A 15,604-nucleotide genomic window follows, 5' to 3' on the forward strand; every position below is an offset into this window, starting at 1 on the left:
TAGCGGATCAGTCGGCTGGCGCGATGCCGTCGGTCTTGTCCTTGACCGAGGTGAATTTCAGCAGGTGGGTGCGCTCGACCAGGATATACAGCGCGGCACCGGCGGCCAGCCCCCAACCCGCGCCGTAGACGGCCAGCACCACACCCATGGTGCCGGCGACGCCGCGTTCGGTGTTGTTGCCCAGTTGCTCGAAGCCGACCATCAGGCAGATATAGCCGGTGAGGATCAGGGTCAGCGAGAGGGCGATTGGCAATACCGGCTGGAAGAAGCTCACCAGCGGCAGGGCGAACAGGGCGATGAAACCGGTGATCCAGAAGGTGCCGGCGCCGCTGTAGATCGAGTCCATGGCCTTGCGCCCGTACTTGTAGCGCTCGGCCATGGTCGCCGCCACGGCGGTCCACAGCGGCCCAGCCAGGCCCGGATAGGGGGCGAAGAAGGCATGCAGGGCGTTGCGCAGGGCGGTCACCAGGTGCACGCGGTCGATGCTGTTTTCGATCACTTCGTCGGTGCGCAGTTCGTCGGCGCGCTGCATCAGCGACTGGCCGACGATGATGTCGCCGAAGGCGATGATGTAGGCGATGACCGCCGTCGGCACGGCCAGCAGGAACACGTCCAGGCCGGGAAAGCCGACGTTGAACGGCAGGTAGTTCCACATATCGGCGAAGGCCGGCGCGGTGATGCCGAAGCGCACGTCGGGCATCTGGTATTCGCCCACGGCGATGCCGATGAAGATGGCGATCAACATACCCGGCACCATGCCGTAGTTGACGATCTTGCGCGCCAGCGGCACGCGCTCGGTAAGCCCCTTGAACGACACCGAGAACATCAGGTACAGGCAGATCAGGCTGCCCAGCACCAGGGAGATCGGCGTGTTGGCCAGGCGTCCGCCGCTGGAGATTTCGCCCATCAGCGCGGCGATGCCGGCACCGATGATGATCCCGCCTTTCATCGAGTTGGGAATGATCCTGACCAGGGCGCTGCCCAGGCGGGTGACGCCGAGCGCCAGGAAGATCGCGAACACCAGAAATTGCAGGGCGAACAGCGCCTGGATCGCCTGCGGGCCGGGCTCGAACTTGCCCAGGAACAGCAGCACCACCGGGATGCCCGGGGTGATCCAGCCGGGCACCATGGGCACCCCGAGCAGTGCCGGCAACATAAAGCCGATGCCGCACACCACGACATAGGCCAGAGCCACGTCGTAGGGCAGGCCGAGGTATTTTTCCAGCAGCGGAATCATCGCCAGGCTGACCACGAACATGATCAGCGCCTGGAGCATTTCCGCGGTTTCCCAGCGGTAGTGGATAAACGGCAGGCGCACTCGGAAAGGCCCGAAAGACCAGCAGGGTTGCTGTTCGCCATCTTTGCGTTGGTAGAGTTGCATGGGTTGCCTCCGTCGGCCGCGCGCATTCCGGCGCGGGCCGCTTTTTGTTGTTGGGCTTTTTGTTGTTGTGGATAGGGGGCGATGGCCGCCCGCCCTCGACGGGCGCGCGGGTCGCTCGCTCAGAGTGCCTTGGCCATGTCGCGCAGGACGAATTTCTGGATCTTGCCGGTGCTGGTCTTCGGCAACTGGGTGAAGACCACGGTTTTCGGCACCTTGAAGCCGGCCAGGTGTTCGCGGCAGAAGCCGACGATGGCGGCCTCGCTCGTGGCCTGCTGGTCGACCTTGAGGGTGATGAAGGCGCAGGGGGTTTCCCCCCATTTCTCATCCGGGCGCGCCACCACGGCCGCTTCCAGCACCGCCGGGTGGCGGTAGAGCACGCCCTCCACCTCGATGGTGGAGATGTTCTCGCCGCCGGAGATGATGATGTCTTTCAGCCGATCCTTGATTTCCACATAGCCATCGGGGTGGCACACGGCCAGGTCGCCGGTGTGGAACCAGCCGCCCTCGAAGGCCTCGGCCGTGGCGCTGGGGTTTTTCAGGTAGCCCTTCATCACCGTATTGCCGCGCATAAAGATCTCGCCGATGGTCTCGCCATCGCGCGGGGTCGACTGCAGGGTTTTCGGATCGCCGACCATCAGCCCTTCCAGGGTCGGGTAGCGCACGCCCTGACGGGACTTGATCTGCGCCCGCTGTGCCAGCGGCAGCTCATCCCACGCGGCGTGCCAGGCGCACACGGTGACCGGGCCGTAGACCTCGGTGAGGCCATAGACGTGGGTGACCTTGATGCCCATCTCTTCCACCGCGCCAATCACCTTGGCCGGCGGCGCCGCGCCGGCGACCATGGCATTGACCGGGTGTTCGATGGCCGCCTTGGCCGACTCGGGCATGTTGACCAGGGCGTTGAGCACGATGGGTGCGCCGCACAGGTGGCTGACCCGATGCGCGCGGATCAGGTGGAGGATCTTCTGCGGGTCGACGCGGCGCAGGAACACGTGCACGCCGGCCAGGGCGGTGACGGTCCAGGGGTAGCACCAGCCGTTGCAGTGGAACATCGGCAGGGTCCACAGGTACACCGGGTGGTTACCCATGGCCCAGGTCATCTGGTTGCCCAGCGAGTTGAGGTAGGCGCCACGGTGGTGGTAGACCACGCCCTTGGGGTTGCCGGTGGTGCCGGAGGTGTAGTTGAGGCTGATCGCCTGCCATTCGTCCGTCGGCCATTGCCAGGCGAATTCGGGATCGCCTTCGGCCAGCAGGGCTTCGTAGTCGAGGTCGCTGACCGCCTGGCCTTCGCCGTATTCCGGGTCGTCGACATCGATCACCAGCGGCGGGTGATCGAGCATGCCGACGGCGGCGTGAATCACGTTATGGAACTCGCGGTCGGCGATCAGCACCTTGGCTTCGCCGTGCTGCAGCATGAAGGCGATGGCCTCGGCGTCCAGGCGCACGTTGAGCGGGTTGAGCACCGCGCCGATCATCGGCACGCCGAAGTGCGCTTCGAGCATCGCCGGAATATTCGGCAGCATCAGCGCCACCGTGTCGCCCTGGCCGATGCCACGGCCGGCCAGGGCCGAGGCCAGGCGCCGGCAGCGCGCATAGGTCTCGGCCCAATCGCGACGAATCGAGCCATGGATCACCGCCGGGTAATGCGGGTAAACGCTCGCCGTGCGCTCGAGAAAGCTCAGCGGGGAGAGGGCGATGTGGTTGACGGCGGCGGGCGCAAGGCCTTGTTCGTAGATCGACATGCGGGTACCCATGGCAGATTGTTTGCTCTTGTAACGCCTGCTCGCTGGGCGAACGGACGCTTTATGTTGCAGCTGGAGGGTATTTATATATTTACCTAGTAAAATATGGAAGTTAAACCATAGTTTTATAGTATATATACTAGGTGTGCGTATCTGGATATATGCCTTGGTCGCTTTGCATTTCGTGCGCGTTGCCCTGATGCTCGCCGCTGGTGAAAACACGCCCGCGGAATTTCCGCTGCGAGGAAACCCAATCGATGAGTGAGATCCGCGTGCAGTTGCACAGTTGGCTGTGTTTGCAGCGCGAGGCGTTGCCTTTGGCGGTGCGCGCCGATGCCTTGTGCCGCACCCTGCAGGCCTGCCCCGAAGTGCGCCAGGTGTTCTTTCTGGGCTGGCAGCCCGGCACGGGCATCTACAGCCATGCAGGCAGCGCTGCGCATCTGCCGCCCGGTTTTGGCGACCCTTTGCAGGCCAGCGATCAGTCGTTGTACCAGGCGTTGGCGCAGCAGCCGCGCCTGAGTCTGGCCGAGTTGCGCGGGCTGCCCTGTTGGCTGGCCGGGCGCGTGCGCCGCGCCGCCATCAGCCACGGTCAGGTGCTGGCCTTGCAGCTGGATCAGGGCCGCCCCGGGTTACTGCTGATCGAACTGCAGGAGGGGGTCAGTCTCGCTTGGCTCGACTTCATCCACGAACTGCTGCTGGCCCTGCTGGCCAGCCTGGCGGTGCAGGCGCGCGGCAGTCCCTTGCTCGGCGCCGATCCGCAGCCGAGCCTGCTACTGGATGCGCAGGCGCAGGCGCTGCAATTGAATGCGGCCATGCTCAGGTTGCTGGGCGAGCGGCCGTTGTCGGCGCTGGCGGCGTTTTTGCCGGTCAACGCCGCGCAACTGGTGCGCGCCTGCTTGCAGCAGGGCCGTGCCATCGAGGAGGTCGAGGCTCAGGTCGAGGGGCAGATTCTGATCTGGCTGTTCATCCCCGACCCTCTCGAACAGCGGGTACTGGCCCGCTGTCGGCTGGCCACCGCCCAGGTTCGCGCCGAACGCGAGGCGGCCAAAGCCAGCCGGCTGTACCGCCTGATCACCGAAAACACCACCGACCTGATTTCCCGGCACACCCCGGACGGGCGTTTCCTCGATGCCTCGCCGGCCAGTTGGACGCTGCTCGGCTATTGGCCCGAAGAGTTGCGCGGCACCCTGGTGCAGGCGCTGTTGCACCGCCAGGATCAGGCGCAGCTGGTGCAGCGCACCCGCGAAGCGCTGGAGCAGGAGGGTTACCACACCATGACCTTCCGGATTGCCCACCGCGACGGCCGTTACCTGTGGTTCGAGACCGCCAGCCGGGCGATCCGCGAAACCTACACCGGGGCGGTGGTGGAAGTGGTCAGCGTGTCGCGCGACATCACCGCGCGGGTGCAGGCCGAGGAGAACAAGCGGCGCCTGGCCGAGGTGGTCGAGGCCAACACCGACCTGGTGCTGTTCATCGAGCCGGGCGGATGCCTGACCTACCTCAATCCGTCGGCCCGGCATGCCCTGAATATCGTCCCGGATCAGCCGCTGCCAGAGTTGCAGGCGTTGCTCGCCGAAGACGATGTGCAACGCCTGCAGGCCCGCGGCTGGGCCACCGCCGATAGCCGTGGCGTATGGAGCGCCGAGGCACGCCTGCTGCCGCTGGGGCCGTGCGCCCCGCTGCCGGTGTCTCTGGTGCTGCTGGCTCATCGTGGCAGTGGCGGCGAGCGTTACTACTCGCTGGTGGCCCGCGACATGACCGAACGCGAACTGCGCGAAGCCCAGCAGCGCCGCCACCAAGACGAGCTGGCGCACACCGCGCGGCTGGTCACCCTGGGCGAGCTGGCTTCGGGTATCGCCCACGAGATCAACCAGCCGCTGGCGGCGGTGGTCAACTACGCCAGCGCCAGCCAGCGCTACCTCAAGACCCTCGCGAGCAATCCGCAGGCGGCGGATAAAGTGGCCCAGGGCCTGGAACGCATCACCGAACACGCCAACCACGCCGCCGAGGTGATCAAACGGCTGCGCGCCTTCCTGCGCAAGGGCCAGCGCCGCACCCAGGCGCTGGACATCGCCCAGGTGGCCCGCGAGGCGGTGCGTCTGTGTCAGTGGGAGGCGAGCAACTGGCAGGTGAATATCGTCGAGCAACTGGCGGATAATCTGCCGCCGGTGTATGCCGACCGGGTGCTGCTCGAACAGGTGCTGCTCAACCTGCTGCGCAACGCCATCGACGCCAACCGCGAAGCCCATCCGAACCAGCCTTCGCGTATCGAACTGAGCGCCGGCGAGCGGGGCGGCCAGTTGTGCGTCTGGGTCAGCGATCAGGGGCCGGGCGTGGCCGCGGCGCAGTTGCAGCACATCTTCACCCCGTTCTACACCAGCAAGGCGGAGGGCCTGGGCCTGGGGCTGTCGATGAGCCGCAGCATTATCGAAGGTTTCGGCGGCGCCCTGGAGGCGCATCCGGGCAAGGCCGCCGGACTCTGCCTGGAATGTCGGCTGCCGCTGGGCCGGGCTGACGAGGCCGCGAGCGAGAACAATCAGAGGAGCAGGGGATGAGCGGGCAAGCGCAACAACAGGTGTATGTGGTCGATGATGACCAGGGCATGCTCGACTCCACGGTCTGGCTGTTGGAATCGGTGGGGCTCAAGGCCTTGCCCTTTACCAGCGGTCGGGCGTTTCTCGAGGTGTGCGCTGGCGAAACCCGCGGTTGCGTGCTGCTGGACGTGCGCATGCCCGGCATGGGTGGGCTGAATGTGCAGGAAACCCTGCGCGAGCGCGGCATCGAGATGCCGATCATCTTCGTCAGCGGCCATGCCGATGTGCCCATTGTGGTGCGCGCCTTCCGCGCCGGCGCGGTGGACTTTATCGAGAAACCCTACAACGAGCAGTTGCTGCTCGACAGCGTGCAGCAGGCGCTGAGCCGGGTGCCGGCGACCCCGCCGGCGGATCGGCGCCTGCAGGCGGTGCAGGCGCGCCTCGCCAGCCTGACCCCGCGCGAGCGCGATGTGCTGCTGCCGCTGGTGCGCGGTTACACCAATCGCGAAGTGGCCGAGCAGCTGGCAATCAGCGTCAAGACCGTCGACCTCTACCGTTCGCGGGTGATGAAGCGCATGCAGGCCGACACCCTCGCCGACCTGGTCGGCATGGCCATCGCCGCCGGCCTGGTGGATGCCCTGCAGCTGCGCGAGCAGGCTGTTGTGGATCAGACCGCAACGGACAGACCTGTGGTCTGAGCTGACTGCCGGTAAATTGCTATCATGCGTATTTTCTGGCCCTTGCCCGGCGGCGGGCCAGTGTTGGTAAACCCATCGAGTTGTTCCATGATCCTGAAGTTTATCGAAAGCGCGGCTCTGCTGATCGCGCTGTGCTGGCTGCACGCCCTGAATATGCGGCATGTTCAGCGGCAACTGCTGCGCCAGCTACTTGCCGGCGGCCTGTTCGGGGCGATCTGCGTGGTCGGCATGCTGGCTCCGCTGCAGTTGCATGAAGGGCTGATCTTCGATGCGCGCACGGTGGTGCTGAGCATGGCCGGCCTGTTCGGCGGCCCTCTGGTGGCCACCATTGCCGGGCTTATGGCCGGCGCCTATCGGCTCTGGTTGGGCGGGGTGGGGGTCATTCCGGGGTTGTTCAATATCCTCATGCCGGTGCTGCTGGGCCTGGCTTATCGCGCGGCCTGCCGGCGTAATTGGCTGCGCATCGGGGTTTGGCAACTGCTGGTGTTCGGTGCGCTGGTGCATCTGTTGCTGGTGCTGAGCCTGAGCCTGCTGCCCGCCAAGGATTTCAGCCAGGCGTTGCGGCAGGTGGCCGTGCCGATTTTTCTGGTGCTGACGCCGGCCACCCTGCTGTTGGGGCTGCTGTTGCAGGACATCTACCGGCAGGCCAGGGATCGCCAGGCCCTGCGCGAGAGCGAGGCACGCCTGCGGGCAATCAATGAGGCCAGCCCGGATCTGACCCTGCTGCTCGACGAGGAGGGGCGCTACCTGGAAGTCATGGCTCCCGAACCCTGGCTGGACTATGGCGGCGGTGCGGGCTTGCTGGAAAAGCGCCTGACCGATGTGCTGGCCGTGGGGCAGGCGGAGAAGTTTATGGCCTTTATTGCCCGTACCCTGGCCAGCGACAGCCCGCAAACCCTTGAATACGGGATGCAGACACCGGCCGGACACCGGGTGTTCGAGGGCCGCGCCAGGCGCCTGGATACCCCGTTGCAGGGTAAGCGGGCCGTGGTGGTGATCGCCCGCGATATTACCGATAGGATCAATTTCGAGCTGGATCGGCGGATTGCGGCGATTGCCTTCGAGTCCCAGCAGGGCATGCTGATCACCGATGCCAGCACGCGGATCCTCAAGGTCAACCAGGCCTTCTGTCAGATCAGCGGCTACAGCGCCGCTGACGTCATCGGCCGCACCACCCAGATGCTCAGCTCCGGACGCCAGGGGCCGGAGTTCTATCAGGCCATGTGGCAGGCTCTTGCCGAGACAGGCGTTTGGGCGGGGGAGATCTGGAATCGGCGCAAGAATGGCGAAGTCTTCCCCGAGTGGCTGGTCATCAGTGCGGTGCGCGATGAGCGGGGGCGGGTCAGCAACTACGTGGCCTCGTTGGCCGATATCAGCGAGCGCAAGTGTGCCGAGGAAAAGATCAAGCACCTGGCGTTCTACGATGCCCTCACCGGGTTGCCCAATCGGCGCCTGCTGCGCGACCGCCTGCAGCAGGCGCGGGCGTTGAGCCGGCGCAGTGGCCAGTATGCCGCGCTGGTATTCCTCGACCTCGACAACTTCAAGAATGTAAACGACTTGTATGGCCATCAGGTCGGTGACGAGCTGCTGTGCCAGGTGGCCGAGCGCTTGCGCCATAGCCTGCGTGAGCGCGACACCGTGGCCCGCCTGGGCGGCGACGAGTTCGTCGTCATGCTCGAGGGGCTGAAGAGCTGTGCCGAGGAGGCTGCCTCCCAGGTCGAGCACCTGGGCGCCAAGGTGCTGGAAACCCTGCGCCGGCCCTATCTGGCTGGCGGCCATAGCCTGTTCAGCAGTGCCAGCCTGGGCGTGGTGCTGTTCTGCGACGAGCAACACTCGGTGGACGAGTTGATGCAGCAGGCCGACTTGTCGATGTATACGGCCAAGGCCGCGGGCAAGAACGCCCTGAGTTTTTACGACCCGCAGATGCAGGAGGCGGTCAGCGCCCGCCTGCAGCTGGAGGAGGATCTACGCCGGGGGCTGCAGGACGGCGAGTTCCCCTTGTTCCTGCAACCCCAGGTGGATCAGTTGGGGCACTTGACCGGGGCCGAGGTGCTGGTGCGCTGGCAGCACCCGCAGCGCGGCTTGCTCGGGCCGGACGCGTTTATCGGCATCGCCGAGCGCAGTGGGTTGATCGAGGCCCTGGATATGCAGGTACTCGGCGCCGCCTGCGCGTTGCTCGCGCACTGGGCGCAACAGCCGCACAGCGCCGGCTTGAGCCTGTCGGTAAACCTCAGTGCGCGCCTGCTCTATCAGGCGGGCTTTATCGAAGCGTTGCAGCAGCTCCTGCAAGTGACTGGCGCCAACCCTCAGCGCCTCAAGCTGGAGCTGACCGAGTCATTGCTGCTGGCGGACATGCAGGAAGCCAGTACGCGCATGCAGACGCTGAGGAACATGGGTATTCGTTTCGCCATCGATGATTTCGGCACGGGCTATTCGTCCATGGCCTATCTGCAGCAGTTGCCGCTGGATCAGCTGAAGATCGATCAGTCGTTCATTGGCGAGTTGCCAAGCAATTCCAGCAGCCTGGCCATTGTGCGCGCGATTGTGGCCCTGGCAGAGAGCCTGGAGCTGGAGGTGATCGCCGAAGGCGTGGAAACCCAGGCGCAACGTGACGGCCTGCGAGCCCATGGCTGTGTGCATTATCAGGGCTACTTGTTTGGCCGGCCGATGGCCGTGGCGGATTTTACGGCCTCCGAATTGTTCCAGCTCAGGCTCGCGGCTGCGGTACGCGAAGCCTGAACGGCGGGGGCGGCAGGCCTGCTCGGACAGGCTTCTGAAAGCGCTCAACAGGTTGGCTAAGCCCGCGGAGCCGCGGCGCCCGCCGATGGTTGCCAGCGTTGCCAGCGTTGCCAGCGCTGCCAGCGGCAACGGCTCAAGCGCCGCTTGCGCTGGCAGCCATGGGCCACTGCTCCAGTATCTGGGCCGGTCCCGGCTTGGCGAACAGATAGCCCTGAAATCGCTGGCAGCCCAGGTGCAGCAGGGCGTCGAGCTGGGCCCGGGTTTCCACGCCTTCGGCGATCACGTGCAGATCCAGGCTGCTGCCGAGGGCGACGATGGTGCGCACGATGGCCGCATCGTTGCGGTCGCTGAGCAGGTCGCGGACGAAGGAACGATCGATTTTCAACTGGTTCAGCGGTAGGCGCTTGAGGTAGCTGAGGGAGGAATAGCCGGTGCCGAAGTCGTCCAGCGAGAAGCGCACCCCATGGGCCTTGAGCTGGCCCATCTTGTCGATCATCGCCTCCACGTCCTCGACCAACAGGCTCTCGGTCAGCTCCAGCTCCAGGCATGCGGGGTTGGCCCCGGTTTCTTCGAGGGTGGCCAGCACGTCCGCGACGAAGTCCCGGTGGTGCAGCTGCCGGGCGCTGATGTTGACCGCCAGGCTGAGTTTGGCCAGCTCGGGCCGTGTCGCCCAGCTCGCCAATTGGCGGCAGGCGCGGTGCAGGATCCAGCGCCCCAGGGGCAGGATCAAACCGGTGCTTTCCGCCAGGGGGATGAACTCTGCCGGCGCTACCAGGCCGCGGCTGGGGTGCTGCCAGCGCACCAGGGCTTCGGCGCCGAGCAGTTGCCCCTGTTGATCGACCTGGGCTTGGTAGTGCAGGACGAACTGGCGCTCTCTCAGACCCTGGCGCAGGTCGCTTTCCAGCTTTGCGCGGGCGCTGACTTCGGTCTGCATCTCGTGGTTGAAGAATCTCAGGGTGTTGCGTCCGGCGGCCTTGGCCTTGTACATGGCCAGGTCGGCGTGCTTGAGCAGTGCATCGGCTTTGCCGTGGCATTCGGAAAACAGCGCGACGCCGATGCTGGCGGTGCTGACATGGCTGTACCCGGGCAAGTCGAAGGGGGCGGCCAGGGCCTGGAGCAGCTTGCTCGCTACAGTGTCGATCAGTTGGAGGGCTTGTTCGGGCTGCAGGCTCAGCCCCTCCAATACCAGCACGAACTCGTCGCCGCCGAGGCGGGCCAGGGTGTCCTCCGCACGCACCTGGTCGCGCAGGCGCTCGGCCACCTGCCGCAGCAGCTGGTCGCCACTGTCATGGCCGAGGCTATCGTTGAGATCCTTGAAATTGTCCAGGTCGATAAACAGCAGGGCGCCTTCGAGCTGGTTGCGTGCCGTCTGGGCCAGGGCATGCTGCAGGCGGTCGAGCAGCAGGCGGCGGTTGGCCAGGCCGGTGAGCGGGTCGTAGAACGCCAGGCGATGGATCTGTTCGAGGTTCTGCTTGTGCTCGCTGATGTCGGTGGAGATGCCGCACAGGGCATAGATGTCGCCCTCGGCATCACGTAAGGGCAGCTTGACCGAGAGGTAGGTGCGCGCGCTGCCATCCTTGCGGTTATGCAGGATTTCCTCGTACTCGACGCGTTCGCCGTGTTCCAGCACCCGTGTATCGACTTCGCGCAGTTGGGCGGCAGTGGCGCTGTCGAAGAAGGTCTCGGCGGTTTGCCCTACGGCCTGCTCCGCGGGTTGCCCCAGCAGCTCGCAGGTCGTGCGATTGAGGTACTGGTAGCGAAACTCACGATCCTTGATGTACACGTGGGGTTCGATGCTGTCGAGGATGGTGTTCAGGCGTGCCTCGCTGGCGTATAGGTGACGGGTCTTCTCGGCCACCTGGCGGCGCAGCAGCAGGGCGCCGCCGAGGGCCAGCAGCAGCAGGGTGGACAGGCTGGCCAGGCCCCACCAGAGCGAGGTCGGAATCAGCAGCCTGGGACGTTCGCCGCCCCAGCGCTGGAGTATCTGGTAATAGACCGAGGACGACGCGGCCTGCCAAGCCTGCAGGTGGCGGTCGATGGCGGCCAGCAGGTCGCCGTTGCCGCCCTTGCCGGTGGCGTAGAACAGCCGCGCGGGCTGGAACATGATCGGGTTGCTGCGCAACTCGAAGTCGGGCGCGTGATAGTCGCCGAACTGCTGGTTGGCCACCGCCACGTCGGCCTGGCCCAGGGCGACCCGCTCGAAGCCTTGCTGCAGGCTGTGCACCGCAATCAGCTCGGCCTGCAGGCCGAAGCTGTCGAGCAGGGTCTTCAGGTAGTCCTGCTGGATCGAGCCGTCCAGCACCGCGATGCGCCGGCCCTGCAGGTCGAGCACCGAGGCGAGCGTGATCTCCTCGCGGCTGTAGAGCTGCGACCAACCGAACAGCGCGGGCAGTCGATGGAAGTCGAGCAAGGCGGCGCGCGCCTCGCTGAAGGCCACATCCGGCATCAGGTCGATCGCGCCACTCTGGGTCAGCTCCAGGCAGCGCTGCCAGTCGCAAGGCACCGGCTGCAGGCGCCAGTTTTCCTGGCGGGCGATTTCGCCGAGCAGTTCGCCGAGGATGCCGGAAAGCCGGCCGTCGGCGCCCTGCATGATCTTCGGCTCGTTGGCATAGACCCCCACGCGCACCTCTCGCACTTCGGCCCAGGCGGCCGGAGCGAGGGCAAGGCCCAGCAGCAGTGAGCCGAGCAGGCGGGCGCCGTGGCGCAGCAGTGGGGGCTTCGAGGATGGCTTCATGCGCGTATTGCCTGCAGTCCGGTGTCTAGCTGCAACCATAGCTGGATATGCTGGCCGAGGCACCTCTGGTGCGTGCGTTAGCGGTTGTCTTCACTGTGCGCTTGTGAAAAATCCCTCGCCGACGGCAACCGCCTCCAAACGCCCGCGGCGGCCTGGCGTTAGGTGCAAAGCAATGCGCCTTAGCGCGAACGCCTGGGGACTATCCCGCGGCGGCGCTCGATATTCTCACAAGCTCTGAGCCCAGCCGCGGTAGACGTAGGTCATGGGCCTGGGGCCTTTCAGGTAGCCGGTCTGCAGTTGGCCGATGCTGAAGCCGCCGGCTGCGAGCAGCGCCGGGATGTCGCGGTTGAGGTGGCAACCGCCGGCCAGGGGCTTCCAGTAGGGGGTCAGCCGGTGCTGCCAGCGCACGACCGAGGCATCCGGGGCCAGGCCGTGCTCGCAGAACAGCAGGCGGCCGCCGGGCTTGAGCACCCGGCGCATCTCTTGCAGTGCGGCCAGGGCATCCGGGATGGTGCACAGGGTGAAGGTGCAGACGATGCTGTCGAAACTGGCCACGCTGGCCTGGATCTGGCCCAGCTCCAGGGCGATCATCTCGACTGGGATGGCGATTCGCGCGGCGCGCTGGCGGGCCAGTTTCTGCATCTCGGCCGAGGGGTCGACGCCGACGATGGCGCTGACTTGCGCGGCATCGTAGAACGCCAGGTTCAGGCCGCTGCCGATGCCGATCTCCAGCACCCGGCCCTGGGCCTGGGGAATGATCTGCGCGCGGGCCTGCATCACCTCGCCCAGGCCGCAGGCGAAGTCGATCAGGTGCGGCAGGATATAACGCTCATACAGCTGCATGGCACGCTCCGCCGGGCTCAGCCGTCGCTGCCTTGGGAGCCTTCGTCGCGGTCGAGGTTGTCGCCGCTGATCGCCGCGAAGCACTTGATCCGGTGCTCTGTGCTGGCATCGGCCAGGCGCCAGCTGTCGCTCTCGGCATCGAAGCGCGCCGCGCTCACCGCGGCCAGGGAGAACTGCCAGCGGCGGCGAGCGCTGCCGTCTATGCAGTCGATGCTCAGCAGCGGCCGGTCTTGGCTGTCGGCGTCGGCCGAGCCGGCGCTGACCTGGGCCAGTAGCTCTTTATCCAGGTTGAATTGCCAGGCGTAGAGATTGTCGATTTCGAGCATGTCGGCGGCTTCGAGGGCTTCGATCAGGCTGCTGTGGGCTGTACTCATGGGTTGGCTCGATAGGCAGTGGGAAGGGGATCAGCGACCGAGGCGGCGCAACCGGTCGGACTCGATGACGCGCACGCCGTCGTCCTCTTCCAGGGCCAGGCGCCAGAGGGCGCGGGCCAGGACGGTGGCTTCGATGCCGTGGTATTTGCCCGGCAGCCAGCGCGCCAGCGGCGCGGCCAGGCGCTCACCGAGGCGGAACTCGGTGCGCGGGCCGAGCAGCAGGGCGGGGCGCACCAGGGTCAGCTGCGGCCAGTCCTGGGCTTGCAGCGCCTGCTCCATCTCGCCTTTGACCCGGTTGTAGAACACCGAGGACTTGGCGTCGGCACCGAGGGCGCTGACCACCAGCAGATGACGCGCGCCGAGCTCGCGGGCGCGCTGGGCGAAGGCCAGCACCAGGTCGTGGTCGACGCGGCGAAAGGCTTCCTGCGAGCCGGCCTGCTTGATGGTGCTGCCCAGGCAGCAGAAGGCGGTATCGATGGGGCCTTGCAGTTGCGGCAAAAGATCGAGCAGTTCGCCGACCGGGTTGTCCAGGTGCGAGTGTTCGGCCAAGGGCCGGCGGCTCGGCGCCAGCACGCGCGCGACCGTGGGTTCGTTGAGCAGACGATCCAGCAGGTGTTCGCCGGTCAGGCCGGTGGCACCCGCGAGGAGGATGTGCTGAGGCGTCAAATACATGGTCGTGGGGTCTCCGCTGATATCTATCAGCTTAACAGGCCGTTGAAAAACTACTGCGTGTTGCGCTCGATACTTGCTTCGCCGGCTGCCGGGCCGGCGGCAGTCTGCTTGCCGGGCGCGGCAAGCAAGGCCCGGCTAGCCTGCCGGGCGCGCAGCGTGCGCCAATGTTGCAACACCGCTTTGGCTGGCCAGATTTGCGGCTCTGAGGCCTCGAAGCCATCGGCTTGTTCGCGCTCGGTGACGTTCTCCTTGGCCAGCTCGAAGGCGCGTTGCAGGTCATCGGTCTGGTTGAGGGCTTCGGCGAACAGCGCTCGGCCAAAGTAGGTGAAGTCGTTTTCCTCCGTGCAGCCGAAGGACACCCGATCGGCTCGCGCGGCGGTCATCACCAGGGTTTTGTCGTCTTGCAGCGGGGGAATGAAGCCGCCGGAAAAACAGGCTGAGATCACCACCACCTTGTGCCGCTCGCGCAGTGGCAGCAGCAGGGTGGCCAGCTCGCTGGCCGGCAGGTCGCTCAGCTGCAGGCGCGGCTGGTCGAGACTCAGCTCATGCTGGCGCGAGCCGTGACTGGTCAGGTAGATGAAGATCAGATCCTCCGGTCCGCTGCGTTCGGCCAGTGCCTGCACCGCGCGCCGGAGGTTTTCGCGGGTGGCCAGTGGGCGTTCGCCGATCTGATCGCGGTGATTGGTCAGGCTGATGCGGCCATGGGCGGCGAAGCGTTCGCCGAGCAGGTTGGCGACGTAGTCGGCTTCGCGCATGAATACGCTCTGCTTGCCATCGCCAGCCAGGGTCAGGGCGTACAGTTCGATGGCGGGGGTGGAGGCGGGCAGGTCGGCGATGGCCTGGTCGAGCAGGCGACCCTGCGCCAGCAGGCCGAGTTCCAGCGGGTCGGGCAGCGGGCGACCCTGTTCGTCGCGCAGGCGTTGGCCGCGCAACCAGGTGCCGTCTTGTTGGCGGCCATCGCCGTGGGTCAGGCTGCCGCTACCGGCGTATTCGCCATGCTCGAAGTGGCCCTCGTAACGGCTGCCGTCGGCCAGGTGCAGGCGGCCTTGACCGTGGTAGCGCCAGTCGCGAAATTCGCCGCGGTAGCGCTCGCCGTCGGCGCCCTGGAACTGGCCGGTGCCGCTGAGTGCTCCCGCCACGAACTGGCCGCTCCAGACGTCGCCAGCGGCACTCTGGTAGCGGCCTTTGCCGTGGAACTGGTTGTCACGGAAGGCGCCGCTGTAGAGGTCGCCGTCACTGCTCTTGAAACTGCCGGGACTGTTCAGCTGACCTTTGGCGAACTGGCCGCTGAACTGGTTGCCGTACTCGTCGCGGCGTACGCCCTGGCCATCCGCCAGGCCTTTGCTGAACTGGCCGTGGAAGCTGCTGCCGTCTGCGCGTTCGAGGTTGCCCAGGCCATGGAACAGATCGTCTTTGAAGGCGCCGCGATAGACCAGGCCGTCCTGTTTGAGGGTGCCTTCGCCTTCCAGCCGACCCGCGGCGAAACCGCCCTGGTAGCTGCTGCCGTCACGATAGTGGAGTGTGCCCTGGCCATGAAAGGCGCCTTGCTCGAATTCGCCGAGGTAGTGCTCGCCATTCGCGCCGTGCCATTCGCCGGGGCCGTGCAACTGGCCATCCTTGAAGGTGCCGACGAACCAACTGCCGTTGCGGTAATCCAGGCGGCCGGGGCCTTGCAACAAACCGTCGATCACCTCGCCGCGATAGCGGCTGCCGTCGGGCAGGGTCGCGTTGGCGGGTAACAGGGGTTCGCCGTCGCCGCAGGCGGCAAGCAGCAGGGCGAGGCTCAGGGAAGCCAGGTTGGCGAGGCGGCGCATGGCAAACATCCAGATCTAGGTGTTGCCGGAAGTATGCCGTAAAGCATTGACTCTGCGCTGCCGCGCCGCACAG

General features: G+C 66.0%; 10 protein-coding genes. 3 read left to right on the forward strand and 7 right to left on the reverse strand.

The window, feature by feature from the left end:
* Positions 1-7: 7 nt before the first annotated feature.
* A complete protein-coding gene (locus tag P8H27_RS03920; RefSeq protein ID WP_289635343.1) occupies positions 8-1,381 on the reverse strand; it encodes a solute carrier family 23 protein in 1,374 nt (457 codons plus the stop codon).
* A 119-nt stretch (positions 1,382-1,500) separates the two neighbouring features.
* Complete coding sequence (locus tag P8H27_RS03925) at positions 1,501-3,123, reverse strand: acyl-CoA synthetase (RefSeq protein ID WP_289635344.1); 1,623 nt, start codon at positions 3,121-3,123, stop codon at positions 1,501-1,503.
* 257 nt (positions 3,124-3,380) lie between these two features.
* Here P8H27_RS03925 and P8H27_RS03930 point away from each other — a divergent pair, with 257 nt between their 5' ends.
* The 3 genes from P8H27_RS03930 to P8H27_RS03940 all read left to right on the forward strand — a co-directional run bounded on the left by P8H27_RS03930 (position 3,381) and on the right by P8H27_RS03940 (position 9,094).
* Positions 3,381-5,678: a PAS domain S-box protein gene (locus tag P8H27_RS03930; protein ID WP_289635345.1), complete on the forward strand. Its 2,298-nt coding sequence runs from the start codon at positions 3,381-3,383 to the stop codon at positions 5,676-5,678.
* A complete protein-coding gene (locus P8H27_RS03935) occupies positions 5,675-6,355 on the forward strand; it encodes a response regulator transcription factor (RefSeq protein ID WP_289635346.1) in 681 nt (226 codons plus the stop codon). Before P8H27_RS03930 ends, P8H27_RS03935 begins: the two co-directional genes overlap by 4 nt.
* Before the next feature lie 87 nt (positions 6,356-6,442).
* On the forward strand, positions 6,443-9,094 hold the full coding sequence (locus P8H27_RS03940; protein ID WP_289635347.1) for an EAL domain-containing protein: 2,652 nt from the start codon (positions 6,443-6,445) through the stop codon (positions 9,092-9,094).
* Positions 9,095-9,227: 133 nt separating this feature from the next.
* On the opposite strand, the gene P8H27_RS03945 is transcribed toward P8H27_RS03940, so the two are convergent.
* The 5 genes from P8H27_RS03945 to P8H27_RS03965 all read right to left on the reverse strand — a co-directional run bounded on the left by P8H27_RS03945 (position 9,228) and on the right by P8H27_RS03965 (position 15,531).
* Entirely contained in the window at positions 9,228-11,828 is a 2,601-nt protein-coding gene (locus P8H27_RS03945; protein ID WP_289635348.1) for an EAL domain-containing protein, read from the reverse strand.
* A 225-nt stretch (positions 11,829-12,053) separates the two neighbouring features.
* Complete coding sequence (locus tag P8H27_RS03950) at positions 12,054-12,671, reverse strand: class I SAM-dependent methyltransferase (RefSeq protein WP_289635349.1); 618 nt, start codon at positions 12,669-12,671, stop codon at positions 12,054-12,056.
* Between the two features lie 17 nt (positions 12,672-12,688).
* Positions 12,689-13,045 carry a DUF5629 family protein gene (locus tag P8H27_RS03955; protein ID WP_289635350.1) on the reverse strand — a complete coding sequence of 119 codons (357 nt, stop codon included), beginning with the start codon at positions 13,043-13,045 and terminating at the stop codon, positions 12,689-12,691.
* A 30-nt stretch (positions 13,046-13,075) separates the two neighbouring features.
* On the reverse strand, positions 13,076-13,717 hold the full coding sequence (locus tag P8H27_RS03960; protein WP_289635351.1) for an oxidoreductase: 642 nt from the start codon (positions 13,715-13,717) through the stop codon (positions 13,076-13,078).
* Between the two features lie 50 nt (positions 13,718-13,767).
* Positions 13,768-15,531, reverse strand: coding sequence for a C13 family peptidase (locus tag P8H27_RS03965; RefSeq protein WP_289635352.1), 1,764 nt, complete (start codon positions 15,529-15,531; stop codon positions 13,768-13,770).
* Positions 15,532-15,604 lie beyond the last annotated feature (73 nt).

It is taken from the genome of Pseudomonas sp. sp1636, assembly GCF_030376615.1.
Taxonomy (GTDB): Bacteria; Pseudomonadota; Gammaproteobacteria; order Pseudomonadales; family Pseudomonadaceae; genus Aquipseudomonas.